The sequence below is a fragment of the Burkholderia sp. HMSC10F09 genome (assembly GCF_001806955.1).
In the GTDB taxonomy this organism is placed as follows: Bacteria; Pseudomonadota; Gammaproteobacteria; order Burkholderiales; family Burkholderiaceae; genus Burkholderia; species Burkholderia multivorans.
In genome coordinates this window covers 62,104-86,674 of the sequence record NZ_KV786628.1, presented here as the reverse complement: position 1 = coordinate 86,674, position 24,571 = coordinate 62,104, and the positions used below count along the sequence as shown (strand labels likewise).

Here is a 24,571-nt window from a genome sequence, read left to right as displayed (position 1 = left end):
CGGCTCGTCGGCGCGCGGCGCCCAGTCCGGCGCGGCGAGCCAGGCGAGCGGTTCGGTGAAGAGCGGCACGCCGTCGTCGCGCGGCGGGTCCTCGCCCGGTTCGTGACGCACGATCGCCGCGTCGAAGCGGCGTTCGTCGTACTGCGCGAGCAGGTTCGACGACGAGCCGAGATGCATTTCGAGCGACAGCCCCGGATCCTGCCGGTGCAGGCTCGTCAGTACGGCCGGCAGGTCGGGCACCGCGACGTGCTCGCTGACGCCGAGCGACAGCCGCCGCGTGCCCGCCGCAATCGCGCCGAGCGCGCGATCGTGCGCGTCGAGCAACGCGCGCGCGGCCGGCAGGAAGGTTTCGCCGTCGACCGCGAGCTTCACGACGCGCGGCGTGCGCGCGAGCAACGACTTGCCGAGATGCGCTTCGAGCCGCTTCAGCTTCAGGCTGACGGCCGATTGCGTGATGCCGAGCGCGTCGGCGGCGCGCGTGAAGCTCGCGAGATCGGCGACCAGCACGAACGCGCGCACCGCATCGAGGTCGAGGACTTTCATTTCAGATGCAAATGGATGAAATATTCATCGATGACTGTTAATTATAGTTTGGCGGTTCTAACCTGACGTCGCGTTTCCCGTTCTTCAACGTCACCGACAGGAGCAGGACCATGCCATTCACCCGTATTGCCGTGCGCGAAGGCAAACCGGCCGCGTATCGCGCGGCGCTCGTCGACGGCGTGCATCGCGCGCTGATGCACACGTTCAACGTGCCCGAGGACGACATCTTCATGGTCGTCACCGAGCATGCAGCCGAGAACTTCGTGTTCGGCCGCCACTACTACGACATCGAACGCAGCGACGATCTCGTGATGATCCAGATCACCGCGAACAACACGCGCACGCTCGAGCAGAAGCGGGCGCTCTACCGGACGATCGCGGAGAACCTCGCGGCGCAGCCGGGCGTGCGGCCGCAGGACGTCTTCGTCAGCCTCGTCGAAGTGCTGAAGGAGGACTGGTCGTTCGGCAACGGCATCGCGCAGTACGCCGTTTGACCGGCAGCATGCGCGACGGCCGCCGGATGCCGCTCGGCGTGACGGCCGTGTACCATGGACGCTTCACCGGACGCGCCGGCGTCGAACCTGCGCCGGCGCGGCATACTTTGCGGGAGCTTCCATGTCGCGTGTGCTGGAAATCGCGTTGTGCCTGTCGCTCGAAGGATGGCCGATGGCCGCGTCGAACCGCGCGCGCGGCGCGCCGCGCGACTTCGGCGCGGAACTCGTGCGCGCATGGCGGATTTGTCCGCAGGTGCGGATGCGGCGCGGGCACGAGCGCGTGACGATCGAGCCGTGCCGCGTCGTCGAGGCCGAGCCGAGCGCCGGCGCGAGCTGGTGGACCTGGGTCGAATCGAATGCGCAGGGCACGCGCGTCGTCGCCGCGCGCACGCAGGCGTTCGCGCCGGGCGTCACGCAGCGCGAACTGTTCGATGCCGAACATGCGGGCATCGCCGTGTCCGCATGCGGCGACGGTTCGGCATCGTCCGACGACGCAGCCGTCGAGCCGGCGCCCGATCCGCAGCCGAACGCCGCCGCCAAAGCGCAACGCCGATCGGTCGCGAAGGCGCGCAACGCCGCGTGCACGACGTCGGCCGCACGAACCGAAACACAGGTGCAAGGCAAGGGCGCATCGGCTGCGGCCGCAACGACCGGCGACGGCGCGCGCGCCGCGCCGAACGCCGACGGGCCTGCCGGCATGCGGCCCGACACGCACGGCGTGACGCTCGTCAGCGAACGGCGGCGCGGGCGCTGGGCCGACGACAGCGGCGTCGTCGTCGAGATGACGCTCGACGACATCGCCGTGCACGACGGCGATGCGCGGCCGCGCCGCTATGTCGAACTGCGGCTCGCGGCGCCCGACTGGGACACGCCGGAAGCCCGCACGGCCGCACTGCGCGCGCTGTTTGCCGCCGCGCGCGAGCTGAGCGGCGCATGGCCGGCCTTCGTGCAGCTGACGAGCGTGATCGACCGCGCGTGCGCGGGCGAGCTCGGCGCCGCGGTGCCGATCAAGGCGCGGCTCGTCGAACTGACCGGCATCCGCTCGCAGCGCGCCGCGCTGTTCGCGCTGTCCGGCGACATCGCCGCGCAATGGCTCGGCAACGAAGGCGGCGTGCTCGATCGCGACGATCCCGAATTCGTGCACCAGATGCGCGTCGCGCTGCGGCGGCTGCGCACGCTGATGCGGTTCTTTCCGCACTTCGCGGATCGGCACTGGAAGGACACGTTCGGCGTCGACTTGCGCTGGCTCGCCGGTCTGCTCGGCACGGTGCGCGACTGGGACGTGTTCGCGACCGAAACCTTGCCCGCGCTGATCGCGGCCGACGGCGGCAGCGCCGACTGGAGCGGCACGCTCGATGTCGCACGTGCGCAGAGCGCGACGGCGCGTGTCGAGCTGCGGCAGGCGCTGCATTCGGCGCGCTACGCGCGGCTGACGCTCGGCTGGCTCGAATGGCTTAGCACGCTCGCGTTTCCGTCGGCGGCCGACGACGAGATGACGCCGCTGCCCCGTCATGCGGCCAAGCGCGTACGGCAGCTGTTCGGTCATCTGTACGCGGTGCCGTCGCTGGCGTCGCTCGACACGGCCGCGCGGCATCGCGTGCGGATCGACGCGAAGCGGCTGCGCTACGCGCTCGAGTTCTTCGCGTCGCTCGCGTCGCGGCGCACGCGCGGCGAGACCGCGAAGACGCTCGCGCGCGTGCAGAGCGTGCTCGGCGAAGCGAACGATACGATCGTCGCGCTCCATCATCTCGAGCAGCTCGCCGCACCGCCATACCAGATCGGTTTCGTGCGCGGCTACGGCGCGGCGCTCGAACGGCGTGCCGCACACGATGCGGAGGCGCTGCTCGCGAGCCTGCGTCCGCCGAAGCTGCGCGGCAAATCGGCGTGAGCGCGCGCCGACTATAATGGCCGCCCGTTTTTCCGGTACCGATCGATGAGCGACGCCCCGTCTTCTCCGTCTTCCGCCGAACCGCTCGCGCTGGGCGGCGAACTGTGGCTGCGCGCGGGCGAGCAGACGCTCGGCGGCGCGACGCGCATCGCGCTGCTCGCGGCGATCGGCGACACGGGATCGATCACGCGCGCGGCGAAGGCCGTCGGCTTGAGCTACAAGGCGGCGTGGGACGCGGTCGACACGATGAACAACCTCGCGGGCGAGCCGCTCGTCGTGCGCTCGACCGGCGGCAAGGGCGGCGGCGGCACGACGCTCACGCCGCGCGCGACGTCGCTGATCGCCGCCTTCCGCACGATCGAGCGCGAGCATCGCCGCTTCATTGCGGCCGCCAGCGCGGCCGTGGCAGGCTTCGACGTCGACTGGGCGCTGCTCGGCCGGATCGGGATGAAGACCAGCGCGCGCAATCAGTGGGTCGGGGAGGTGGAGTCGATCGTGCGCGGCACCGTCAACGACGAAGTGACGCTGATGCTGCCCGGCGGCCAGGCGATCGTCGCGGTGCTCACGCACGACGGCGCGCGCACGCTCGGGCTGCACACCGGTGCGCACGCGTGCGCGCTCGTCAACGCATCATCGGTCGTGCTCGCGGCTGACGACGGCGGCCCGGCGCCGAAGGTGTCCGCGCGCAACCGGCTGCACGGAACGGTCGAGTCGGCCGATGGCGGGGCGGTCAACAGCGAAGTGACGCTCGCGCTCGACGGCGGCGGCACGCTGACGGCCGTCGTCACGAACGACAGCGTCGACGCGCTGCAGCTGGTCGCGGGCCGCCGCGCGTTCGCGCTGTTCAAGGCATCGAGCGTGCTGCTCGCGATGACGGAATAGCGCCGCGGCACGGTCGCGATGTGCATGCGGTCGCGCCGCATGCACATCGTTTCCGCTTCGCTTTCTTCGCTACCGCTTTCTCGCGGCTTCTCTCAGGTCGTACGGCTATCGTGCGCGCCCGCTCAGATTACGCGGGTCGGCCATCCGGGATGCGGCGCGGCCGGCTGGACGCGTCCGTCGTTCAGTTGCACGACCTGGTCGCCGAAGGCGGCGACGTCGTCCGGGTCGTGCGAAATCAGCACCATCGGAATGTCGAGCCGCGCCTGCAGTTCGGCCAGCTCGTGACGCATGCGCTGACGCATCGCGCCGTCGAGCGCCGCGAACGGCTCGTCGAGCAGCAGGATGCGCGGCTGCGCGACGAGCGCGCGCGCAAGCGCGACGCGTTGCTTCTGTCCGCCGGACAACTGCGATGGATACTGCGCGGCCAGCGGTTCGAGATCGAACGCGCGCAGCCAGTACGCGACCTCGGGCGGCAGCGCGTTCGCGCGCGGGTTGCGCAGGCCGGCCGTGAGTCCGAACGCGATGTTCTGGCGCACGTTCAGGTGCGGGAACAGCGCATAGTCTTGAAACAGATAGGCGACGCGGCGCGCGCGCGTCGGTACGTCGATGCGGCGCGCCGCATCGAACAGCGGCTCGCCGTGCAGCGCGATCGTGCCTTCGTCGGGCGCGAGCAGCCCGGCGATCGCCTGCAGCGTCATGCTCTTCCCCGCGCCGGACGGCCCGAACAGCACGACGCGCTGCGTCGTCGCGGTAAACGACACGTCGAGCGTGAAGCGGCGCTCCGCGGTCGCGTACGTCTTGCGAATGTCGACGACGAGACTCATCTGCCGCTCCTGCGATGCCGTTGCGCCGCGCTGCGGCGTGCGCGGTGCCTTGCATGCGCCGCGGTCGTCCGACAGGTATGCACGACGTCGATCATGTCGGCTGACTCCTTCTCGCCCGCGACGGCACGAGCCACCCGGTCGCGAGCAGCACGAGCACGCAGGTGATCGACGTGACGAGCACGAGGAAGTTGGCCGTGCTGTCGTCGCCGGCCTGCACGGCCGCGTAGATCGCGACGGACAGCGTCTGCGTGCGCCCCGGCAGATTGCCGGCGATCATCAGCGTCGCGCCGAATTCGCCGAGCGCGCGTGCGAACGCGAGCAGCGCGCCCGCGAGAATGCCGCGCGCGGCGAGCGGCAGCGTCACGCGAAAGAACACGGCCGCTTCGCCGAGCCCGAGCGTGCGCGCCGCGCGTTCGAGATGCGGATCGACGCCCTCGAACGCCGCGCGCGCCGATTTCAGGATCAGCGGAAACGCGACGACCATCGACGCGATCACGGCGCCCTGCCACGTGAACACGAGCTCGATGCCGAGCCGGTCGAGCCATGCGCCGAACACGCCACGCCGGCCGAGCAGCACGAGCAGGTAGTAGCCGAGCACCGTCGGCGGCAGCACGAGCGGCAGCGTCAGCAGCGAATCGACGACGTCGCGCAGCGGCGAGCGCCAGCGCGCGAGCGCGAACGCGGCCGCGACGCCGAGCACGACGTCGAGCGCGGTCGCCCAGCCGGCCACCTTCAGTGACAGCAGCAGCGGAATCCAGGCGTCCTGCATCGCTCGACGCTCACTTGCCGGCCGTCGGCTTGAAGCCGAACTTCGCGAGCACGGCCTGGCCCTGCGGCGACGCGACGAAGTCGACGAACGACTGCGCCTGCGCCGCGTGGCCGCTGTCCTTGACGATCGCGATCGGATACGTGATCGCGGTCTGCGTCGGCACCGTCAGCGCGACTTTCACGCGGCCCGGCATGATGGCCGCATCGGTGCCGAACACGAAGCCCGCGTCGACCTCGCCGCGCGCGACGTAGTCGAGGCTTTGCCGCACGTTCGCGGCCAGCACGCCTTTCGCGCTGACGGCGTCCCACACGCCGGCCGCGCGCAGCGCACCTTCGGTGTAGCGGCCGACCGGCACCGACGCCGGATCGCCGTACGCGATGCGCTTCACGCCGGGCGCGGTCAGGTCGCGCAGCGACGCCGGCGGCGCCGCGTGGCTGTCCGCCGGTACGATCAGCACGAGCGAGTTCGCCGCAAAGTCGCGGCGCGTGCCCGGCACGATCACCTTTTCGTCGGCCGCGCGGTCCATCGCCTTCTGATCGGCCGAGGCAAACACGTCGGCCGGTGCGCCCTTCGCGATCTGCTGCATCAGCACGTCGGAGGCGCCGAAGTTGAACAGCACCTTCGTGCCCGGATGCTGCTGCTCGTACGCATCGCCGACGGCCTTGAACGCGTTCGTCAGGCTGGCGGCGGCCGAGACGACGAGCTCGTCGGCGGCCGACGCAGGCGCGCTGAACGCGATCCCCGCGCCAAGCGCGGCGATCGGCAGCAGACGGAGCAGGGTGCGGCGAAGCGGACGGACGGAGGAGCGCATGGCGATTCGTTCGAGTGGTGAAAACCGTAATCGTAATATAGGGCGGGTTATAACGCTTGGCATACCGCACATGCGACGGCAGGCATGATCGGGTTCGGCCGGGAAACGGGGCGCGGCGTGCTTAGGTGTGCAGCGTCTGCTGGACCGATTCGGTGCGCTGCAGCGACGACGGCTGCGATGCCGGATGGTAGTTCGGGTTCGCCTTCCAGCGCGCGCGGACGAACGGGCGCTCGTGCCCGGACAGATGCAGCGCGACCTGCGTGACCCAGCGGTGCGACGGCACGGTGATGCCGTGCAGCGCGACGGTGACGAGCGCGAGGCTCGCGACGACGGCCGGCACCGACCAGCGGTGCGGCACCGCACGCCACGATGCGGCGATGAAGACGAGCGCCGCAGCGGCGCCGACGATGCAGCCGGTGACCGATTCGGACGGCGAATGCGCGTCGAGCGCGACACGCGACACGCCGACCGCGACGCCCGCCGCGAGCCCGAGCGCGATGCCGGCCACGCGCACCGGCGTGCGGGCGCGAATCAGCGCGAGGAAGATGGCGACCGGATAGACGGCCGTCGACAGCATCGCGTGTCCGCTGAATCCGGTGAAATCCCACGCGCGCACGCCGATGCCCCAGCCGAGGAACGCGATCTTGGTCAGCGCGACCACGCCGATCGCGGTCGCGAGCACCGCGAGCCAGCCGGCGGCGCGCTGCCACGAATAGCCGAGCACGAGCCAGATCGCGATCGTGATCGCGAGCGGCAGCGTGAGTCCCGCGCCACCGAACGCGGTAATCGTGATCCACAGACGGGGCGGGAGGTCGAACATCGGAAGGGGCACGAACGGAAACGGGACGAATGCTTAAATCAACGCGCGAGCCGGGAAGAACGACTACAACGGATACAAGCGGCGAACCACGAGTATAGCGCCGCGCGTGCGCGGGGCCCGCTCCGTACGCGACGGGGAACCATCGGCAAGCAGGAAAGATCCCACGAAGAGTGTTATTGTGCATTGCACAAATACAGACGATACGCCTTGCGAGGCGTCCCCATTTTCCTGACCGCGAGTCCGATCGATGACCAAAAGTCTGACCAAAATGTGGCTGGGGGGCATGAAACGCGTGCTGTCTCCGGCCGCGAAGCGTGCCGCGCGTGATGCCCGTCGGCTCACGCGCGACGTGCTTGACGCCGCCGCGTCCCCGGTTGCATCCGAAGTATCGATGCCGCGCGAATCGCGCGTGCGTCCGCGCGCGGCCGCGTGGGCGGCGGGCGAGTGGACGCGCGGCGAACATCCGATGGCGCCTGCGCTTGGGCGCCTGGTCCAGCAGCTCGCCTACGCGCTTTACGTGCCGCCCGGGCACCGGCGCGAAGCGATGCCGCTCGTCGTGATGCTGCACGGCTGCCAGCAGACCGCCGATGCGTTCGCGCAGGGCACGCGGATGAACCTGCTCGCCGACAAGCACGGCTTTGCGGTGCTATACCCCGAGCAGTCGATGCGCGCGCATTCGCACGGCTGCTGGCACTGGTATGAAGATACCGACCGTGCGGGCCGCGGCGAAGCCGATGCGGTCGCGTCGCTCGTCGACGCGCTCGTCGACGAGCACGGCTTCGATGCGTCACGCGTCTACGTCGCGGGACTGTCGGCCGGCGCCGGGCTCGCGTCGCTGCTGGCGCTGCACCACGCCGACCGGTTCGCGGCGGTCGCGCTGCATTCGGGCCCCGCGCTCGGCGAAGCGAATTCCGGCATCTCGGCGATGGACGTGATGCGGCGCGGGCTGCGCGAGAACCCGGCGGCCGTGGTCGATGCGCTGATCGATGCCGACAGCTATCCCGGAATGCCGGCGCTGATCCTGCAGGGCGACGGCGATCGCGTCGTTGCACCGAAGAACGCAGACGAACTGGCCGTGCAGTTCATGCGCCTGAACGGGCTCGCAGACAGCCGCGGCGCGCTGCGCGGCGGCGAGCGCGTGGAGACGCGGCAAGCCGGGGCGCGGATCGTCGACGTGCGGCGCGACGGCGAACCGGTCGTGCGGCTCTGTCATGTGAAGGGGCTCGAACACGCATGGTCGGGCGGCGACGAAGCGGTGCCGTTCCATGCCGCCGTCGGTCCCGATGCGAGCGCGATGGTCTGGTCCTTTTTCGAAACGCATCGGCGCACTGTGGCGACCGAACGACGCACCGACTGATCGATACTGGCATTTGACTAGGGTTTTCCCCTATAATCAGGGAAAACCCTAGTCAACGAATGCGAGATCGATCATGTACCTGCTGAGCCACCTCTTCCTGATGCTGACCAAGAACGCCGAGCAAGCCGCGAAGGAGCGTGCCGAGGCGTACCTGTCCGAAGCGACCGACATCTACGACCTGGAATTCCGGATGCGCAAGATCGACCGCGAAGCGGCGATGAACCGTCCGTATTCGTTCGGCGCACGATAAGCATCGAACGCCGAAGCGACGGCCCGCTGTACGACATGGAAGAAGGGCGGGTGCGGCATCGAGCCGCACGCGCCCTTTTTGCATTCGCCGCCGGGCGCGCGTCAGACGACCGTCAGCCGTACCGGCACGTTGTTGCGCGTCGCGTTCGAGTACGGGCAGACCTGGTGCGCTTTTTCGACGAGCGCCTGCGCGTCCGCTTTGTCGATGCCCGGCAGAGACACGCGCAGCTCGATGTCGAGCGCGAAGCCGCCGGCGTCGTTCGGACCGAGCCCGACCTGGGCAGTCACTTGCGTGTCGGCCGGCAGGGTCTGCTTGCTCTGGCCGGCGACGAACTTCATCGCGCTCAGAAAGCACGCCGAGTAACCGGCGGCGAAGAGCTGTTCGGGATTCGTGCCTTCCGCACCGGTGCCGCCGAGCTCACGCGGCGCGGCGAGCTTGACCTCCAGCTTGTGATCTTCGGACACCGCGCGGCCGTCGCGGCCGCCCGTGCTCGTGGCGCTCGTCTTGTACAAAATGTTCATCGTGCTGCTCCTGTCAGAGAAGGGGAAGCGGTCCGGGTCGACTCGGTCGCCGGCCACGGGGTAAATATAGAACACTAAAAATTAGTGTGCAAATTAATTTGACCGAGCCCGTTGAACGGGAAGCGCGGACTCGCGCCGGCAGCGCTGACGGTCAGCGCTCGTTCGCCGCCGACAGCGCGTCGCGCAATTGCTGCAGATCGCCGCGCAGGCGGATCAGGAATTCAGGCGTCTGCTGCATTGCGCAGAACAGTTCGGCAGGTACCGAGCGCGCCTGCTCTTTCAACGCCCGTCCGGCGGCCGTTACGCGAACGTTCACGATACGCTCGTCCGCCGCGCTGCGCACGCGCTCGACGTAGCCGAGCGCCTCGAGGCGCTTGAGCAGCGGCGTGACGGTCGCCGGATCGAGATCGAGCCGGGCCGCGACGTCCTTCACCGCGAGGTCGTCACGCTCCCACAGCACGAGCATCGCCAGATATTGCGGATAGGTCAGCGACAGCTTGTCGAGCAGCGGCTTGTACGCCTTCGTCATCGCGTGCGACGTCGAGTACAGCGCGAAGCAGAGTTGCTCGTCGAGCGTTTGCGGCAGTGTCGGAAGGCGATCCATGGTGTCGGCGCATCGAAACATGCGCTAAAGATTAGCGTGCGAATTATTCTGCGCGCAAAAGATCGCATTGAACAGCGCCAATGACGGGCTGTCCGGCTCGGCGGTGGACCGCCGAGCGCGGGCGCGGTTGCTGGCAGGCGCCGCCATGCACGCTGAACGGATGGAAAAGAAGGCGGCCGGCACACGCATGCCGGGCGATTGCGGGGCGGTCAGCGGCCCGAGGTGGTCGCCGCGCCGGGCTCCTGCACGCCGAAACAGCCGCGATACGTGGCGTAGAACGAGCAGTACAGCATCGTCACGATGATGATCGTCACCGGCATCATGATCGTGAGGGCATAGGCAGCCGCGCCGAGCGCCTGCAGCAGCAGCGAGAGCCCGAGCGACGTACCGAGCGCGACGCCGAACCAGAGCAGGCCGTACACGAGGAATGCGCCGCGATTGCGCCAGCAGCTGACGATGCTGAAGAACAGCGCCTTCGCCGGCGGGATGTCGTGCCATGCGATCAGCACCGGCGCGAACCAGAACAGCATCGCGACGGGCACGTAGAGCAGTGTCGCGAACAGCAGCGCGCCGAGCGTGCCTTGCGCGGCCAGCGCTTCGGGCGCCGGGTTCGCGTCGCCGGTCGCGCCCATCATCAGATGAAACAGCACGCCGCCGTCCATCACCGACGATGCCGCGAACACCAGGATCATCGACACGACGTAGATGACGCCGAGCACCAGCAGCCGCTGCGTCGCGACGCTGCCGTACGAGCGGAAGCCGTCGACGAGAATCGTCGGCATCACCGATTTGCCGGCCACTGTGTCGCGGCACGCAGCCATGAAGCCGACCGCAATGCCCGGAATGAACAGCAGCGGCAGCGCCGCGCCGACGATCGGCACCATCGACACCAGCGTGATCGCGAGCAGATAGGTGAAGAACAGCGTGATGAACGCGAGCGGATTCCGGCGGAACAGCCAGATGCCTTGTCGGAACCAGACATAGCCCGTTTTCGCGGGCACTTCGATCAGTTGCATGCGGTTTGGATCTCGGGAAGCGCCGGCGTATGGGCGATACGCTCGCGCAGAATGCGTTCGAAATGGCCGGGATCGTGCGGCTTCAGCATCTCGGCCGCACGCGGCAGGTAGAAGTCGTACAGACGCGACACCCAGAAGCGGTACGCGCCCGCCCGCAGCATGTCGGCCCAGTGACGGCGCTCCTCGGCCGTGAACGGCCGGACCGTCTGGTATGCGCGCAGCAGCGCGTCGGCGCGCGCGGTGTCGAGCACGCCGGTCGCGAGGTCGACGCACCAGTCGTTGACCGTGACCGCGACGTCGAACAGCCACTTGTCGCAGCCGGCGAAATAGAAGTCGAAGAAGCCGCCGAGCCGCACCGCGTGCCCCGTGTCGGGCGCCGCGTGTGCGAACAGCACGTTGTCGCGGAACAGATCGCAGTGGCACGGGCCGCCCGGCAGTGCCGCGTAATCTTCAGAGCCGAAGAAGCGCGCTTGATGCGCGAGTTCGCCTTCGAGCAGCGCGCGCTGCGCGTCGGTCACGAACGGCACGATCGCCGGCACGTTCTCCTGCCACCACGGCAGGCTGCGCAGGTTCGGCTGCCGGCGCGGATAGTCGCGCCCCGCCAGATGCATACGGGCGAGCATCTGGCCGACCTCGATGCAGTGTTCGACCCCCGGCGCGAGTTCGGCCGCACCGTCGAGCTTCGTGACGATCGCGGCCGGCTTGCCGTGCAGCGTGCCGAACAGCGCGCCGTCGTCGCGCGGCACCGGATCGGGGACCGGCACGCCGTGGCCGGCGAGATGGCGCATCAGGTCGAGGTAGAACGGCAACTGCTCCGCCGTCAGCTTTTCGAAGATCGTCAGCACGTACTCGCCGCGCGTCGTCGTCAGGAAGAAGTTGCTGTTCTCGATGCCGGACGGAATGCCGCGGAACGCAACGACGTCGCCCAGTGCGTAGTGGCGCATCCATTGCGCGAGATCGGAGTCGGAAACAGCGGTGAAAACGGCCATGCGAGATGCGTGTGGTCAGTGTGCCGGCGCGCGCAGTGCGCGCGTCGCGACGGGAGTGGAGAGAGGCGGGCGCGCCGTGCCGGGAGCGACGCGGCGCGGCCCCGGTCAGTAGCGCAGGTTGACCGACGGCAGGCGCGTGATCGGCACGCCGGCGTCGTGCGGCTTCGGCGACGTGTCGGGCGTCGAGCTCATCTGATAGCGCGTGCCGAAGTTCGACTTCACGTCGATCTCGACCGGCTTGCCGCGGTCGCGGTACTCGGTGACCTCGGTGCCGTTCTTGCTTTTTTCGTGGAAGCTCGGCGTGCGGCGGATATCGCTGAAATCGACTTTCGACGTGACCTCTGCGGCCGGCCGGTTGATCTGCCGGAGATCGGGCAGGCCGGCGGCTTCGTTGGCTTCGGCCTGCGCCTGCGCGTCCGCGCTCGGCGTGCCGCCGGCGGCGAAAGCGGCGCTGGCGGCGACAAACGCGGCAGCAGCGGCGACGAGAATGAGCGGCTTCATGATGAGTCTCCAGTGAACCTGCCGATTTTAGCAAATACTGCGCGCCATCCGGCCCCTGCGTGCGCGTGGGCAGCCATGAGCGTGACCGGGTTCCGTGGTAATGTCGTCGGATCAGACGAGGTGATGAAAATGAAGAACGATTTGAGCCGCGGGCACCGGATGCTGACGCCCGAGAGCCCGCCGGTCGAAGCTTTCGACGACCCGATCGCCGCCGTCGCGCGGCTGTCCGCCATCTACGACACCAACACCGGTTTCCTGCGCGACGCGTTCGCGCGCTATCGTCGCCACGAAACGATCGCCGAGCACGTGCGCGCGTGCTATCCGTTCGTGCGGATTCGCACCGACGTGAATACCAATGTCGACTCGCGGCGCTCGTACGGTTTCGTCGCGGGCCCCGGCGTGTTCGAAACAACGGTCACGCGCCCGGATCTTTTCGCGAACTACTATCGCGAGCAGCTGCGTCTGCTGGCGAAGAACCACCACGTGAAGATCGAGATCGGCGTGTCGTCGCAGCCGATTCCGGTTCACTTCGCGTTTCCGGAAGGCATCCATCTCGAAGGCGAACTCGACCGCGACAGCCTGCTCGCGATGCGCGACATCTTCGATACGCCGGACCTCTCGTATCTCGACGACCGGATCGTGAACGGCACGTTCGAGCCGGCGCCCGGCGAGCCGCATCCGCTGGCGCTGTTTACTGCCGCGCGCGTCGATTTCTCGCTGCATCGGCTGCGCCACTACACCGCGACGTCGCCGACGCATTTCCAGAACTACGTGCTCTACACGAACTATCAGTTCTATATCGACGAGTTCGTGAAGCTCGGCCGCACGATGATGACCGAGAGCGACGATCCCGACGTGCGCGCGTATCGCAGCCAGTACAGCGCGTTCGTCGAGCCGGGCGATGTCGTTACGTACAACGCGAACCTCGGCAGCGAGGCGGCCGAAGGCGCCGCACCGCCGCGCCTGCCGCAGATGCCCGCGTATCACCTGAAGCGGGCCGACGGCAGCGGAATCACGATGGTCAACATCGGTGTCGGTCCGTCGAACGCGAAGACGATCACCGACCACATCGCCGTGCTGCGGCCGCATGCATGGGTGATGCTCGGTCACTGCGCGGGGCTGCGCAACACGCAGCGCCTCGGCGACTACGTGCTCGCACACGGTTACGTGCGCGAGGATCACGTGCTCGACGCCGATCTGCCGCTGTGGGTGCCGATTCCGGCGCTCGCCGAAGTGCAGCTCGCGCTCGAGCGCGCGGTGGCGGACGTCACGCAGCTCGAAGGCGCGGAGCTGAAGCGCGTGATGCGCACGGGTACGGTCGCGAGCGTCGACAACCGCAACTGGGAATTGCGCGATCATCGCGAGCCCGTGCAGCGTCTGTCGCAGAGCCGCGCGATCGCGCTCGACATGGAAAGCGCGACGATCGCCGCGAACGGCTTCCGCTTCCGCGTGCCGTACGGGACGCTGCTGTGCGTGTCGGACAAGCCGCTGCACGGCGAGCTGAAACTGCCGGGCATGGCCGATCAGTTCTATCGTGCACAGGTCGATCAGCATCTGCAGATCGGCGTAAGGGCGATGGAGATCCTGCGGACGAACGGGCTCGACAAGCTGCATAGCCGCAAGCTCAGGAGTTTTGCGGAAGTGGCGTTTCAGTGACACGACCGTTCGGCGTCGACGGACCGGCGGTGCGCATGATCGACGAGCAGTTCCGCTTTCCGCGCGTGCACGTTTGCGTGGCCGCGATCGGCGACAGCGGCGAAGCGCTGCTGATTCGCGGCCTGCTCGAAAGCCTCGGTGCGTCCGTGAGCCTGCATTGGGTCGTCGTACCGCAGGACCTCTTGCTCGTGCTGAACGATCCGGCGCCGCCGGGCCGGTATCTGATCCTCAGCGGTCACGGCGACGCGTCGGGCATCGTGTTCGGCGAGTATTCGGAGGACATCGATACCTCGCTGCTGTCGGACGGGCGGCTGCCTGCTGCGGCGTTGTGCGGCAAGGTTCGACTGCCGGGCAGGATCGTGATCAGCACCGCGTGCGAGACGGGGTCGCCCGACTTCGGCCGTAAGTTCGCGGGCGGCGGCGCGACAGCGTATATCGCGCCGACCGGATTGCCCGACGGTGCGGACGCCGTGTTGTTCGTTCATCGGCTGTTCCATCTGATCCTGACGCGCGGCCTGCCGATCGACGAAGCGCTACGGCATGCGCGCGCGTACGACGAAGAGAGCCTCATGTTCGTCGGTTACGGAGAAGCGGTCTGACCACGTGTTGCGCTGTCGCGGCTCGACACCGGGACGAGAAGGCCATGCCGTGGACTGCCGTGTCCCGGCTCGGTCGGCCCGCTCCGGTGCAGGCCTGCAAGCGCGCGCTTCGACCTTAGCCGTCGCGCTCGATCAACGCCGCGAGTTCCGCCAGCCGCGACGGCGCGAACACCCGAATGCCATGCCGTTCGAGCAGCGCGGTAGTGACACCGACGCCTGCATGCCGGTTTCCCGAGAAGGTGCCGTCGTGGATGAAGCTGCTGCCGCATGACGGACTGCCGTCCGCGAGCAGTGCATAGCGGCACCCGTGCGCGGCTGCCTGACGGAGCGCGTGGTGCGCGCCGTCGATGAACATCGCGGTGACGTCCGTGCCCGCGTCGTCGCAGATCGACGCCGCGCCGGCCAACACGTCGCCGCCGCTGCGATGCAGGGGGATCTCGGCGGGCCGGCGCGGCGTGCCGAAGCCGGCGGCGACCTCGGGGCATACGACGACGAGGCAGCCCTCGTCGCGCCACGTTTGCAGCAGCGCATCCGCGACCGTCTTCGCCGAACCGTCGTAACGCACGGGCAGCCCCGCAAGGCAGGCGCTGACGAGAATCCTGTTCATGAGTGGATGAGGGGAGAGTGGCCGTTTGCGCGGCCGATACTACCACTCGCGTTTCCAAGGGCGCGTGCGAGGGCGGCAGGCCCGCTCATGCGCATCGACGCGTAGCCGGCGAACCCGTCGGCAAGCGCGTATGTCGTTCGACGCAGCGGGCGCTACGCTCGTGAGGCGAAACGCGCCGCCATCAACGACAAGGCCGCCCGGCGCCGAAGCGCGCGGGCGGCCTTGTCTGCCGAGGTCGTGCCGAGTCGTTCAGCACTCACCCTTCTTCGCATGTCCCGGCGGGCAGTGATAGCGGCCCGGGCCATGACGGTGCTGATGCTCTTCCCATTCACGGCGTTCCCAGTAGCGATGGCCGTCCCAGTAGCGGTCGCCGTGCCAGCCGACGACGACGACGGGCGCAGGTGCAACGACGACCGGCGCGGGCGTGCCGATGTTGACGTCGACGTTGACGGCGTGGGCGAGACCGGACAGCGAAAGGCCGAGGCCGGCGAAGGCAAGGGCGATCAGTGAGCGTTTCATGGCGTGTTCCGTAATGTTGTTCTGAAGGGTCGGCGCGGCGCAGTGGAGTCGATCACGCGTTGCGAATCGGCCCCAAGGGGGGATCGCCGACGCCGACATACGCAGTGTGCAGAGACGCGACGCAAAACGCGAGCGGCGTTTGTTACCGTGGATTGTGCGCGGTATGCAGGCCCGCGCACGGCATGCGCGGCCCGATTTGACAATGGCGCTCGACGGATGCGCCGCATTGCGCGGAGCGGTGCAGTGTGCGCGGCGCGGATTTGACATTCGCGCGCGCCACGCGGCGGCGCGCGATTAACGAAGCGTTACAAAACGGCGCGCGGCGCACCGGCGCGACGGCCGGCGGCCGGCGGCCGCTGCAATCACAGATAGAACATCCGGTCATCTTCGGGGCGCGGCGGATGATCGTCGCTGCTTTCACCTTCCTCTTCGCCGCTGTCCTCGTAGAACGCGAGCACCGCATCGAGCACCTGGTCGGGATCGTCGATCACCTGCATCAGATCCATGTCTTCGGGATTGATGAGGCCCATCGGAATGAGCTGATCGCGGAACCACTGCAGCAGCCCTTTCCAGAATTCGCTGCCGACGAGGATGATCGGCACGAGGCGCGACTTCTTCGTCTGGATCAGCGTGAGCACTTCGGACAGTTCGTCGAGCGTGCCGAAGCCGCCCGGCATCACGATCACCGCGTCGGAGTTCTTCACGAACGTGACCTTGCGCGTGAAGAAGTGACGGAAGCGCAGCGAGATGTCCTGATAGTGGTTGCCGGCCTGCTCGTGCGGCAGCTCGATGTTCAGGCCGACCGACGGCGCCTTGCCTGCATGCGCGCCCTTGTTCGCGGCTTCCATGATGCCGGGGCCGCCGCCGGAGATGACGGCGAAGCCGGCGTCGGACAGCTTGCGCGCGATCTGCACGGCGAGCTTGTAGTGCGGCGTGTCGGGCTTCAGACGGGCAGAACCGTAGATGCTGACGGCCGGGCGGATCTCCGACAGGTACTCGGTCGCCTCGATAAACTCTGCCATAATCGTGAACATCTGCCACGATGCGCGCGCCTTCTTGGCCGTCGCGCGTTCTTGATCTGCGAGCGAACGCAGACTCGGAATCACTTTTCTCTTGTTCATAATGCCTGAAGAACGAAATCTGGAAGGTAAGACCCTGCTATTGGTTGACGGTTCGAGCTATCTGTATCGGGCTTACCATGCGATGCCTGATTTGCGTGGCCCTGGCGGGGAGCCGACCGGAGCGCTCTACGGAATCATCAACATGCTGCGCCGTATGCGCAAGGAAGTCAGTGCAGAGTATAGCGCTTGCGTGTTCGATGCAAAGGGCAAGACGTTTCGCGACGACCTTTATGCCGACTATAAGGCAAACCGCCCGTCGATGCCGCCCGATCTCGCGCTGCAGGTCGAACCGATTCACGGCGCCGTGCGCGCGCTCGGCTGGCCGCTGCTGATGGTCGAAGGCGTCGAGGCCGACGACGTGATCGGCACGCTCGCGCGCGAAGCGGAGCGACGCGGGATGAACGTGATCGTGTCGACGGGCGACAAGGATCTCGCGCAGCTCGTCAGCGATCGCGTCACGCTCGTCAACACGATGACGAACGAGACGCTCGATCGCGACGGCGTGCTCGCGAAGTTCGGCGTGCCGCCCGAGCGCATCGTCGATTACCTCGCGCTGATCGGCGATACGGTCGACAACGTGCCGGGCGTCGAGAAGTGCGGCCCGAAAACAGCCGTGAAATGGCTCACGCAGTACGGCAGCCTCGACGGCGTGATCGAGCATGCGGGCGAGATCAAGGGCGTCGTCGGCGACAACCTGCGCCGCGCGCTCGACTTTCTGCCGCTCGGCCGCAAGCTCGTCACGGTCGAAACGGCATGCGATCTCGCGCCGCATCTCGAGTCGATCGATGCGTCGCTCAAGAGCGACGGCGAAGCGCGCGATCTGCTGCGCGACATCTTCGCGCGCTACGGTTTCAAGACTTGGCTGCGCGAAGTCGACAGCGCGCCCGCGGAAGGCGGCGGCGCCGATGCGCCGGACGGCGAGCCGGCACCGGTGATCGCCGTCGACACGCCGCGCGAATACGAGACGATCCAGACCTGGGAACAATTCGATGCGTGGTTCGCGAAGCTCGAAGCGGCCGAGCTGACCGCGTTCGACACCGAGACGACGGCGCTCGACCCGATGGTCGCGCGGCTCGTCGGCCTGTCGTTCGCGGTCGAGCCCGGCAAGGCCGCGTATCTGCCGGTCGCGCATCGCGGCCCCGACATGCCCGAGCAGCTGCCGCTCGACGACGTGCTCGCACGCCTGAAGCCGTGGCTCGAATCGCCCGATCGCAAGAAGGTCGGCCAGCATCTGAAGTACGACGCGCAGGTGCTCGCCAACTACGGGATCGAACTGAACGGCATCGAGCACGACACGCTGCTCGAATCGTACGTGCTCGAATCGCATCGCACGCACGACATGGACAGCCTCGCGCTGCGTCATCTGGGCGTCAAGACGATCAAGTATGAAGATGTCGCGGGCAAGGGCGCGAAGCAGATCGGCTTCGACGAAGTCGCGCTTGCACAGGCGGCCGAGTACGCGGCGGAGGATGCCGACATCACGCTGCAGCTGCATCGCGCGCTGTATCCGCAGATCGCGCGCGAACCGGGCCTCGAGCGCGTGTATCGCGAGATCGAGATGCCGGTGTCGCTCGTGCTGCGCAAGATGGAGCGCAACGGCGTACTGATCGACGATGCGCGGCTGCAGGCGCAGAGCAACGAGATCGCGACGCGCCTCGTCGATCTCGAGGCACAGGCCTACGCGCTCGCGGGCGGCGAATTCAATCTCGGTTCGCCGAAGCAGATCGGGCAGATCTTCTTCGAGAAACTGCAATTGCCGGTCGTGAAAAAAACGCCGAGCGGCGCGCCGTCCACCGACGAAGAAGTGCTGCAGAAGCTCGCCGAGGACTATCCGCTGCCGAAGCTGCTGCTCGAGCACCGCGGGCTGTCGAAGCTGAAGTCCACCTACACCGACAAGCTGCCGCGCATGGTGAATCCGTCGACCGGCCGCGTGCATACGAACTACGCGCAGGCGGTCGCGGTCACGGGCCGCCTCGCATCGAACGATCCCAATCTTCAGAACATTCCGGTGCGGACGGCCGAAGGCCGGCGCATTCGGGAGGCCTTCATCGCGGCGCCGGGGCACCGGATCGTGTCGGCCGACTATTCGCAGATCGAGCTGCGGATCATGGCGCACATCTCGGGCGACGCCTCGCTGCTGCGTGCGTTCTCGCAGGGCGAGGACATTCACCGCGCGACGGCGGCCGAAGTGTTCGGCGTGACGCCGCTGGAAGTCAACGCCGACCAGCGCCGGATCGCGAAGGTGATCAACTTCGGCCTGATCTACGGGATGAGCGCATTCGGTCTCGCGTCGAATCTCGGCATCACGCGCGATGCGGCGAAGCTCTATATCGACCGCTATTTCGCGCGCTATCCGGGCGTCGCGCAGTACATGGAAGACACGCGCGCGAGCGCAAAGGAACGCGGCTACGTCGAAACGGTATTCGGCCGCCGCCTGTGGCTGCCGGAAATCAACGGCGGCAACGGCCCGCGCCGTCAGGCGGCCGAGCGGGCGGCGATCAATGCACCGATGCAGGGCACCGCGGCGGACCTGATCAAGCTGTCGATGATCGCCGTGGACGGCTGGCTGACGCGCGACAAGCTCGCATCGCGGATGATCATGCAGGTGCACGACGAACTGGTGCTCGAGGTGCCCGACGACGAGCTGTCGCTGGTGCGCGAGAAGCTGCCTGAAATGATGTGCGGCGTCGCGAAGCTGAAGGTGCCGCTGGTCGCCGAAGTCGGCGCCGGTGCGAACTGGGAGGAGGCGCACTGACGATTCCCGGTGCGCGATCCCTGCCTTCTGCGGCATATTGTTGCAGGGATGTCGAATATCGAGCTGGTTTGCTTGTCGTCAACGCGCAAGCTCCCGGACAATGCATGTCGTTCATGTCATTGACGCGGGGCTGCGCGTCCCGCGTTCCCGGAACGCGCGTCGCCGAGGTGCTTCGAACTGCACATCGATGATGTCCGAACCGGTTAATCGACGCGACGGTGCACGGATGAAGCCCGCATCGTCCGGCGGCAACAGGTTTCGAATCGCAAAGGGGGGAATCAGATGCATCGGATCATCATCGTAGGCGGCGGCGCGGGCGGCCTGGAACTGGCGACGCGGCTCGGCGACCGCTACGGCGCCCGCGGCAATCGTCCCGCGCGCGCACTCGTCACACTCGTCGACCGCAATCCGACCCACATCTGGAAACCGCTGCTGCACGAAGTCGCGGCCGGCAGCATGGACCCGTTCACGCAGGAACTCGAATACGCGGCACAGGCGCGCTGGCATGGCTTCGAGTTTCAGCAGGGCGAGCTCGCCGGGCTGAATCGTGCCGCGAAGCGCATCACGCTGTCGCCGGTCAACGACAGCGACGGCGCCGAGCTGCTGCCCGCCCGCGAACTCGAATACGACACGCTCGTGATCGCGATCGGCAGCACGACGCACTTCTTCGGCGTGCAGGGCGCCCCGGAAAATGCGATCGCACTCGATACCGTCGGCGAGGCCGAACGCTTCCGCAAGCGGCTGATCGCCGCGTGCATGCGTGCCGAGCATCAGGCGCCGGCGGCGGTTGCACCCGGCGAGCCGGCCGAGCCGCGTATCCAGGTCGTCATCGTCGGCGGCGGCGCGACGGGCGTCGAGCTGTCCGCCGAACTGCGCAACACCGCGCAGGTGCTGTCGGTGTACGGGCTGCACAAGCTCGATCCGCGCCACGACGTCGGCATCGTGCTGATCGAATCGGGGCCGCGCATTCTGCCGGCGCTGCCGGAGCGCGTGTCGTCCGCGACCGCCGGGCTGCTCGAGAAGCTCGGCGTGCGGCTGATGCTCGGCGAGCGCGTGACGGAAGTCGCGCCCGGCGCCGTGCATACGGCGAGCGGCAAGGCCGTGCGCGCCGATCTCACGGTCTGGGCGGCCGGCATCAAGGCGCCGGCCGTACTCGCGCATCTCGATGGGCTGCAAGTCAACAAGCTCGGTCAGCTCGACGTGCGCCGCACGCTGCAGACGGTTACCGACGACAACGTCTTTGCCCTCGGCGATTGCGCGGCATGCGCGTGGCCCGGCAGCGAACGCAACGTGCCGCCGCGCGCGCAGGCCGCGCATCAGCAGGCGAGCTTTCTGCTGAAAGCGATCGCGTGCCGGCTCGACGGGCGGCCGCTTCCCGAGTTCACGTATCGCGACTTCGGGTCGCTCGTCTCGCTCGGTCACTTCAGCGCCGTCGGCAACCTGATGGGCGGCCTGATCGGCGGCAACATGCTGATCGAAGGGCTGTTCGCGCGCTTCATGTACATGTCGCTGTACCGGCTGCATATCGCGGCGCTGCACGGCTATCCGCGGATGATCCTCGATACGGTCGCGCACTGGCTGCGTCGCACGACGCTGCCGCGCGTGAAGCTGCACTGAACGCGTTCGGCACGCGCGGCACGGCGGTCGACGCAGCGGCGGCCGCCGTCTGTCATCGAGTCTTACATATCGGACAGTTGACGCGACAACGGATTATTGGGCATCTTGTGCGGGTTTTCGTTTGCGGCGGCGTGCCACCCGTCGCAATCTTCGCACCGGGCGACGGTGCGATGCCGTGTCGCGTCGAATCCGTGGCGTGACGGCGGCGCCCAATCGAGGAGTGCATTCATGTTGAAACCCGAAGTCGACAGCCTGGTTCCCCACGTTCCGTTCTCGCGCCGCAAGTTCATGCAGGCGGCGCTGGGCGGCACTTTCGCGGCGGCCGTGCTGCCGGTGTCCGCGCAGACGATCACGACCGACAGCGCCGGCCTCGACGTCGACACCGTCGAGATCCGCTCCGGCGACGCAAGCGTGCCGGCGTATCGTGCGCAGCCGGTCGACAAGACGAACCTGCCGGTCGTCATCGTGATCCACGAGATCTTCGGCGTGCATGCGCACATCGCCGACGTCTGCCGCCGCTTCGCGAAGCTCGGCTATCTCGCGATCGCGCCCGACCTGTTCGCGCGGCAGGGCAACGCGTCGAAGTATCCGACGATCAAGGACCTGTACGACAACATCATCAACAAGGTTCCCGACCGACAGGTCACCGAGGATCTCGATGCGACGGTCGCATGGGCGGGCAAGAACGGCGGCGACCTGACGCGCGTGGGCGTGACGGGGTTCTGCTGGGGCGGCCGTCAGGCGTGGCTCTACGCCGAGCACAATCCGCACGTGCGGGCGGCCGTCGCCTGGTACGGCTTCGTCGAAGGCAAGACTGACGAGATGACGCCGTTCAATCCGGTCGATCATGCGTCGTTGCTGAAGGTGCCCGTGCTCGGGCTGTACGGCGAGAAGGATACGAACATCACGCAGGCGTCGCTCGCGGACATGCGCAAGGCGATCCAGACGAGCGATTCGAAGCTCGCGCGCGAGTCGGAAATCGTCGTCTATCCGGATGCCGGCCACGCGTTTTTCGCCGACTACCGGCCGAGCTACGTGAAGGCCGATGCCGAGGACGGATGGAAGCGCGCGATCGCGTGGTTCCACAAGTACGGCGTGATGTAAACGACGAAGCGGCGGCCGAGGCCGCCGCCTGGCTATCGCGCCGTACGCGCGTGCGTCACGGTGTCGCGCCGGTCGCGATCGGCCGCGACGGATCGGCGCTCCATTCGCTCCACGAGCCCGGATACAGCGACGCGCCATGCAGGCCGGCCACTTCCATCGCGAGCGCGTTGTGGCAGGCGGTCACGCCGGAGCCGCACTGCAGGATCACGCGGTTCGGCTCGGTGCCGGCGAGCAGCGCGGTGAACGTCTCGCGTAGCTCGTGGCCCGTCTTGAAGCGGCCGTCGGCCGTCAGGTTGTCCTTGAAGAACCGGTTGCGCGCGCCCGGGATATGGCCGCCGACGCGATCGATCGTTTCGTTTTCTCCGCGATACCGGTCGGGCGCGCGTGCGTCGATCACGACGCGCGTCGGCGTACTCAGGTTCGCGAGTACCGTCGCCGCATCGACGGTCGATTCGAGCGGCGCCGCCGCGCGGAAATCGCCGGGAGCCGGCTTGGGGACGTCCGTCGTCAGCGGCTGGCCGGCCGCCTGCCAGGCCTGCAGCCCGCCGTCGAGCACCGCGACCGAATCGTGCCCGAGCCAGCGCAGCAGCCACCAGAGCCGCGCGGCATAGGCGCCGCCTTGCGCGTCGTACGCCACGACCTGCTGCCCCTGTTTCAGCCCGCGGCTCGCGAGCAGCGTGGCCAGCGCGTCGCGCGTCGGCAGCGGATGGCGGCCGTTCGTGCCGGTCTTGCGGCCGGACAGGTCGCGGTCGAGATGCAGGTATTGCGCGCCGGCGATATGGCCGGCGGCGTACGCGGCTTCGCCCGCATCGGGATCGACGAGATCGAAGCGGCAGTCGAACAGCGCGACGCTGCCGGGCGCGGCAGCGAGCCGTTCGGCAAGATTGGCCGCGGAAATCAGTGTGGTGTAGTGAGTGTGAGGCATGACGGCTCCCTGGCGTGCAAACGGCCCGATATGCCAAGTCTAAACAAAAAAAGACGGGCCGAAGCCCGTCTTTTCGTCATGCGGATGCCGCAGCGTGCGCGGCTTACAGATCGCCGAGCTGGCGGCGCAGGAACTCGTGGAAGTGCTGCATGCCGTCTTCCATCGGGCTCTGGTACGGGCCGACCTGCGACTCGCCGCGCTCCATCAGCGCGCGACGGCCGGCGTCCATCCGCATCGCGATTTCGTCGTCCTCGACCGCCGTTTCCATGTACGCCGCGCGTTCGGCCTCGACGAACTCGCGTTCGAACAGCGCGATTTCCTCGGGGTAGTAGAACTCGACGATGTTGGTCGTCTTTTGCGGGCCGCGCGGAATCAGCCACGACACGACGAGCACGTGCGGATACCACTCGATCATCAGGCCCGGATAGTAAACCATCCAGATCGCGCCGAACTCCGGCGGCACGCCGTCGCGGAACTTCAGCACCTGTTCGTGCCACTTGCGGTACGTCGCGCTGCCCGGCTTCGCCAGCGCGTTGTGCACGCCGACCGTCTGCACGCTGTACCAGTCGCCGAACTCCCATTTCAGATCGTCGCACGACACGAAATTGCCGAGGCCCGGGTGGAACGGGACGACGTGGTAATCCTCGAGGTACACCTCGATGAACGTCTTCCAGTTGTAATCGCACTCGTGCACTTCGACGTGATCGAACTGGTACTCCGAGAAATCGAAGTGGTGCTTCGTGCCGAGGTTCGCCAGATCGCGCGCGACGTTGCGGCCTTCGGCCTCGAACAGCAGCCCCTGCCAGTTCTGCAGCGGCGTCTTGCCGAGGTTCAGGCACGGCTTGTCGGGGAAGTGCGGCGCGCCCAGCAGCTGGCCTTCCAGATCGTACGTCCAGCGGTGCAGCGGGCACACGATGTTCTGCGTATGGCCGCGGCCGTTCAGCATGATCGCCTGCCGGTGGCGGCAGACGTTCGACAGCAGCTCGATTTCGTTCGCCTGATTGCGCACGAGCACGCGGCCTTCCTTCTCGGACGGCAGCGCAAAATAGTCGCCCGCCTCGGGCACCATCAGTTCGTGCCCGACGTAACGCGGTCCTTTCTTGAAGAGGGTTTCGATCTCGCGCGCAAGCAGCGCCTCATCGAAGTATGCAGTGACTGGAAGCTGGCTGTGAGCCGACTTCAACTGAAGCGCATCGCTCAGATTGGACATTCCCACTCCCGGTGATAGCGTGAAAGCAGTGAACAACCCAACCATCGAAAAATCGATTTAGGGAAACGGAGAATTATACCCGGTTCGCCCCGTAAGGCCAGCATTAAGTGCCTGATTTGTGTCAATTTTTTGTCCGGCGACGTGGGGCGGGCGCACAATGTGGGCCGAAGTCGGGGCCGGAGTCCGGCC

General features: G+C 67.5%; 25 protein-coding genes. 10 read left to right on the top strand and 15 right to left on the bottom strand.

All coding sequences use genetic code 11. The features are described from left to right. On the bottom strand, positions 1-543 hold a 543-nt coding region (locus tag HMPREF3115_RS08815), incomplete at its 3' end, for a LysR family transcriptional regulator (RefSeq protein ID WP_141751659.1). Positions 544-653: 110 nt separating this feature from the next. On the opposite strand from HMPREF3115_RS08815, the gene HMPREF3115_RS08810 reads away from it, so the two are divergent. The 3 genes from HMPREF3115_RS08810 (at position 654) to HMPREF3115_RS08800 (ending at position 3,807) form a co-directional block, all read left to right on the top strand. After that, positions 654-1,037 carry a tautomerase family protein gene (locus HMPREF3115_RS08810; protein WP_006404148.1) on the top strand — a complete coding sequence of 128 codons (384 nt, stop codon included), beginning with the start codon at positions 654-656 and terminating at the stop codon, positions 1,035-1,037. Between the two features lie 121 nt (positions 1,038-1,158). Beyond that, entirely contained in the window at positions 1,159-2,925 is a 1,767-nt protein-coding gene (locus HMPREF3115_RS08805) for a CHAD domain-containing protein (protein ID WP_070554133.1), read from the top strand. Positions 2,926-2,970: 45 nt separating this feature from the next. Further along, a complete protein-coding gene (locus HMPREF3115_RS08800; protein ID WP_070554130.1) occupies positions 2,971-3,807 on the top strand; it encodes a TOBE domain-containing protein in 837 nt (278 codons plus the stop codon). A 122-nt stretch (positions 3,808-3,929) separates the two neighbouring features. Here HMPREF3115_RS08800 and HMPREF3115_RS08795 read toward each other — a convergent pair whose 3' ends face one another. The 4 genes from HMPREF3115_RS08795 to HMPREF3115_RS08780 form a co-directional block, all read right to left on the bottom strand. Beyond that, positions 3,930-4,631, bottom strand: a complete 702-nt coding sequence (locus HMPREF3115_RS08795; protein WP_070554128.1) for a sulfate/molybdate ABC transporter ATP-binding protein — start codon at positions 4,629-4,631, stop codon at positions 3,930-3,932. Positions 4,632-4,722: 91 nt separating this feature from the next. Further along, positions 4,723-5,400, bottom strand: coding sequence for a molybdate ABC transporter permease subunit (gene modB / locus HMPREF3115_RS08790; RefSeq protein WP_006399428.1), 678 nt, complete (start codon positions 5,398-5,400; stop codon positions 4,723-4,725). A 10-nt stretch (positions 5,401-5,410) separates the two neighbouring features. Next, positions 5,411-6,211 (bottom strand): molybdate ABC transporter substrate-binding protein, encoded by an 801-nt coding sequence (modA, locus tag HMPREF3115_RS08785; protein WP_070554126.1) that lies wholly within the window; start codon positions 6,209-6,211, stop codon positions 5,411-5,413. A gap of 121 nt (positions 6,212-6,332) precedes the next feature. Next, the gene (locus HMPREF3115_RS08780) at positions 6,333-7,031 is read right to left on the bottom strand and encodes a phosphatase PAP2 family protein (protein WP_006408775.1); all 699 of its coding nucleotides are present in this window, start codon (positions 7,029-7,031) and stop codon (positions 6,333-6,335) included. Positions 7,032-7,278: 247 nt separating this feature from the next. Between HMPREF3115_RS08780 and HMPREF3115_RS08775 the strand changes: the two genes are divergently transcribed. Beyond that, positions 7,279-8,388, top strand: coding sequence for an extracellular catalytic domain type 1 short-chain-length polyhydroxyalkanoate depolymerase (locus HMPREF3115_RS08775; RefSeq protein WP_059940418.1), 1,110 nt, complete (start codon positions 7,279-7,281; stop codon positions 8,386-8,388). 73 nt (positions 8,389-8,461) lie between these two features. Further along, on the top strand, positions 8,462-8,638 hold the full coding sequence (locus HMPREF3115_RS08770) for a DUF3563 family protein (RefSeq protein WP_006399432.1): 177 nt from the start codon (positions 8,462-8,464) through the stop codon (positions 8,636-8,638). Positions 8,639-8,739: 101 nt separating this feature from the next. Here the strand turns inward: HMPREF3115_RS08770 and HMPREF3115_RS08765 are convergent, their stop codons facing one another. The 5 genes from HMPREF3115_RS08765 to HMPREF3115_RS08745 form a co-directional block, all read right to left on the bottom strand. After that, on the bottom strand, positions 8,740-9,159 hold the full coding sequence (locus HMPREF3115_RS08765; RefSeq protein WP_006399433.1) for an organic hydroperoxide resistance protein: 420 nt from the start codon (positions 9,157-9,159) through the stop codon (positions 8,740-8,742). A gap of 151 nt (positions 9,160-9,310) precedes the next feature. Beyond that, complete coding sequence (locus tag HMPREF3115_RS08760; protein ID WP_006408772.1) at positions 9,311-9,763, bottom strand: MarR family winged helix-turn-helix transcriptional regulator; 453 nt, start codon at positions 9,761-9,763, stop codon at positions 9,311-9,313. A gap of 209 nt (positions 9,764-9,972) precedes the next feature. Then, on the bottom strand, positions 9,973-10,779 hold the full coding sequence (locus HMPREF3115_RS08755; RefSeq protein WP_006404140.1) for a BPSS1780 family membrane protein: 807 nt from the start codon (positions 10,777-10,779) through the stop codon (positions 9,973-9,975). After that, on the bottom strand, positions 10,770-11,768 hold the full coding sequence (locus HMPREF3115_RS08750; protein ID WP_006404139.1) for a homoserine kinase: 999 nt from the start codon (positions 11,766-11,768) through the stop codon (positions 10,770-10,772). The genes HMPREF3115_RS08755 and HMPREF3115_RS08750 overlap by 10 nt, the downstream gene beginning before the upstream one ends. A gap of 105 nt (positions 11,769-11,873) precedes the next feature. Next, positions 11,874-12,269 carry a hypothetical protein gene (locus tag HMPREF3115_RS08745; RefSeq protein ID WP_006399437.1) on the bottom strand — a complete coding sequence of 132 codons (396 nt, stop codon included), beginning with the start codon at positions 12,267-12,269 and terminating at the stop codon, positions 11,874-11,876. Between the two features lie 129 nt (positions 12,270-12,398). On the opposite strand from HMPREF3115_RS08745, the gene HMPREF3115_RS08740 reads away from it, so the two are divergent. Both HMPREF3115_RS08740 and HMPREF3115_RS08735 read left to right on the top strand, forming a co-directional pair. Then, entirely contained in the window at positions 12,399-13,925 is a 1,527-nt protein-coding gene (locus tag HMPREF3115_RS08740; RefSeq protein WP_006399438.1) for an AMP nucleosidase, read from the top strand. Then, entirely contained in the window at positions 13,922-14,524 is a 603-nt protein-coding gene (locus tag HMPREF3115_RS08735) for a CHAT domain-containing protein (RefSeq protein WP_006408779.1), read from the top strand. The genes HMPREF3115_RS08740 and HMPREF3115_RS08735 overlap by 4 nt, the downstream gene beginning before the upstream one ends. Before the next feature lie 115 nt (positions 14,525-14,639). On the opposite strand, the gene HMPREF3115_RS08730 is transcribed toward HMPREF3115_RS08735, so the two are convergent. From HMPREF3115_RS08730 to HMPREF3115_RS08720, 3 genes are all read right to left on the bottom strand, one after another. Beyond that, positions 14,640-15,131 (bottom strand): 2-thiouracil desulfurase family protein, encoded by a 492-nt coding sequence (locus HMPREF3115_RS08730; RefSeq protein WP_070554124.1) that lies wholly within the window; start codon positions 15,129-15,131, stop codon positions 14,640-14,642. A gap of 249 nt (positions 15,132-15,380) precedes the next feature. Beyond that, positions 15,381-15,650 carry a hypothetical protein gene (locus HMPREF3115_RS08725; protein ID WP_006404136.1) on the bottom strand — a complete coding sequence of 90 codons (270 nt, stop codon included), beginning with the start codon at positions 15,648-15,650 and terminating at the stop codon, positions 15,381-15,383. Between the two features lie 362 nt (positions 15,651-16,012). Beyond that, complete coding sequence (locus tag HMPREF3115_RS08720; RefSeq protein ID WP_070554122.1) at positions 16,013-16,771, bottom strand: LOG family protein; 759 nt, start codon at positions 16,769-16,771, stop codon at positions 16,013-16,015. 1 nt (position 16,772) lies between these two features. Between HMPREF3115_RS08720 and polA the strand changes: the two genes are divergently transcribed. The 3 genes from polA (at position 16,773) to HMPREF3115_RS08705 (ending at position 22,247) form a co-directional block, all read left to right on the top strand. Then, entirely contained in the window at positions 16,773-19,526 is a 2,754-nt protein-coding gene (gene polA, locus HMPREF3115_RS08715; RefSeq protein ID WP_053298885.1) for a DNA polymerase I, read from the top strand. Positions 19,527-19,808: 282 nt separating this feature from the next. Next, positions 19,809-21,143 carry an NAD(P)/FAD-dependent oxidoreductase gene (locus tag HMPREF3115_RS08710; RefSeq protein WP_006404131.1) on the top strand — a complete coding sequence of 445 codons (1,335 nt, stop codon included), beginning with the start codon at positions 19,809-19,811 and terminating at the stop codon, positions 21,141-21,143. Positions 21,144-21,371: 228 nt separating this feature from the next. Beyond that, a complete protein-coding gene (locus HMPREF3115_RS08705) occupies positions 21,372-22,247 on the top strand; it encodes a dienelactone hydrolase family protein (protein WP_070554120.1) in 876 nt (291 codons plus the stop codon). Between the two features lie 55 nt (positions 22,248-22,302). On the opposite strand, the gene HMPREF3115_RS08700 is transcribed toward HMPREF3115_RS08705, so the two are convergent. Both HMPREF3115_RS08700 and HMPREF3115_RS08695 read right to left on the bottom strand, forming a co-directional pair. Then, positions 22,303-23,172, bottom strand: a complete 870-nt coding sequence (locus HMPREF3115_RS08700; RefSeq protein ID WP_006404128.1) for a sulfurtransferase — start codon at positions 23,170-23,172, stop codon at positions 22,303-22,305. A 103-nt stretch (positions 23,173-23,275) separates the two neighbouring features. Beyond that, a complete protein-coding gene (locus tag HMPREF3115_RS08695; RefSeq protein ID WP_006399450.1) occupies positions 23,276-24,382 on the bottom strand; it encodes an aromatic ring-hydroxylating oxygenase subunit alpha in 1,107 nt (368 codons plus the stop codon). Positions 24,383-24,571 lie beyond the last annotated feature (189 nt).

Bases quoted from the DNA above. Each gene is read 5' to 3' on its own strand.
- HMPREF3115_RS08810 (WP_006404148.1), top strand. From the start codon at position 654: ATGCCATTCACCCGTATTGCCGTGCGCGAAGGCAAACCGGCCGCGTAT.
- HMPREF3115_RS08805 (WP_070554133.1), top strand. From the start codon at position 1,159: ATGTCGCGTGTGCTGGAAATCGCGTTGTGCCTGTCGCTCGAAGGATGG.
- HMPREF3115_RS08800 (WP_070554130.1), top strand. From the start codon at position 2,971: ATGAGCGACGCCCCGTCTTCTCCGTCTTCCGCCGAACCGCTCGCGCTG.
- HMPREF3115_RS08795 (WP_070554128.1), bottom strand. From the start codon at position 4,631: ATGAGTCTCGTCGTCGACATTCGCAAGACGTACGCGACCGCGGAGCGC.
- modB (WP_006399428.1), bottom strand. From the start codon at position 5,400: ATGCAGGACGCCTGGATTCCGCTGCTGCTGTCACTGAAGGTGGCCGGC.
- modA (WP_070554126.1), bottom strand. From the start codon at position 6,211: ATGCGCTCCTCCGTCCGTCCGCTTCGCCGCACCCTGCTCCGTCTGCTG.
- HMPREF3115_RS08780 (WP_006408775.1), bottom strand. From the start codon at position 7,031: ATGTTCGACCTCCCGCCCCGTCTGTGGATCACGATTACCGCGTTCGGT.
- HMPREF3115_RS08775 (WP_059940418.1), top strand. From the start codon at position 7,279: ATGACCAAAAGTCTGACCAAAATGTGGCTGGGGGGCATGAAACGCGTG.
- HMPREF3115_RS08770 (WP_006399432.1), top strand. From the start codon at position 8,462: ATGTACCTGCTGAGCCACCTCTTCCTGATGCTGACCAAGAACGCCGAG.
- HMPREF3115_RS08765 (WP_006399433.1), bottom strand. From the start codon at position 9,159: ATGAACATTTTGTACAAGACGAGCGCCACGAGCACGGGCGGCCGCGAC.
- HMPREF3115_RS08760 (WP_006408772.1), bottom strand. From the start codon at position 9,763: ATGGATCGCCTTCCGACACTGCCGCAAACGCTCGACGAGCAACTCTGC.
- HMPREF3115_RS08755 (WP_006404140.1), bottom strand. From the start codon at position 10,779: ATGCAACTGATCGAAGTGCCCGCGAAAACGGGCTATGTCTGGTTCCGA.
- HMPREF3115_RS08750 (WP_006404139.1), bottom strand. From the start codon at position 11,768: ATGGCCGTTTTCACCGCTGTTTCCGACTCCGATCTCGCGCAATGGATG.
- HMPREF3115_RS08745 (WP_006399437.1), bottom strand. From the start codon at position 12,269: ATGAAGCCGCTCATTCTCGTCGCCGCTGCTGCCGCGTTTGTCGCCGCC.
- HMPREF3115_RS08740 (WP_006399438.1), top strand. From the start codon at position 12,399: ATGAAGAACGATTTGAGCCGCGGGCACCGGATGCTGACGCCCGAGAGC.
- HMPREF3115_RS08730 (WP_070554124.1), bottom strand. From the start codon at position 15,131: ATGAACAGGATTCTCGTCAGCGCCTGCCTTGCGGGGCTGCCCGTGCGT.
- HMPREF3115_RS08725 (WP_006404136.1), bottom strand. From the start codon at position 15,650: ATGAAACGCTCACTGATCGCCCTTGCCTTCGCCGGCCTCGGCCTTTCG.
- HMPREF3115_RS08720 (WP_070554122.1), bottom strand. From the start codon at position 16,771: ATGAACAAGAGAAAAGTGATTCCGAGTCTGCGTTCGCTCGCAGATCAA.
- polA (WP_053298885.1), top strand. From the start codon at position 16,773: ATGCCTGAAGAACGAAATCTGGAAGGTAAGACCCTGCTATTGGTTGAC.
- HMPREF3115_RS08710 (WP_006404131.1), top strand. From the start codon at position 19,809: ATGCATCGGATCATCATCGTAGGCGGCGGCGCGGGCGGCCTGGAACTG.
- HMPREF3115_RS08705 (WP_070554120.1), top strand. From the start codon at position 21,372: ATGTTGAAACCCGAAGTCGACAGCCTGGTTCCCCACGTTCCGTTCTCG.
- HMPREF3115_RS08700 (WP_006404128.1), bottom strand. From the start codon at position 23,172: ATGCCTCACACTCACTACACCACACTGATTTCCGCGGCCAATCTTGCC.
- HMPREF3115_RS08695 (WP_006399450.1), bottom strand. From the start codon at position 24,382: ATGTCCAATCTGAGCGATGCGCTTCAGTTGAAGTCGGCTCACAGCCAG.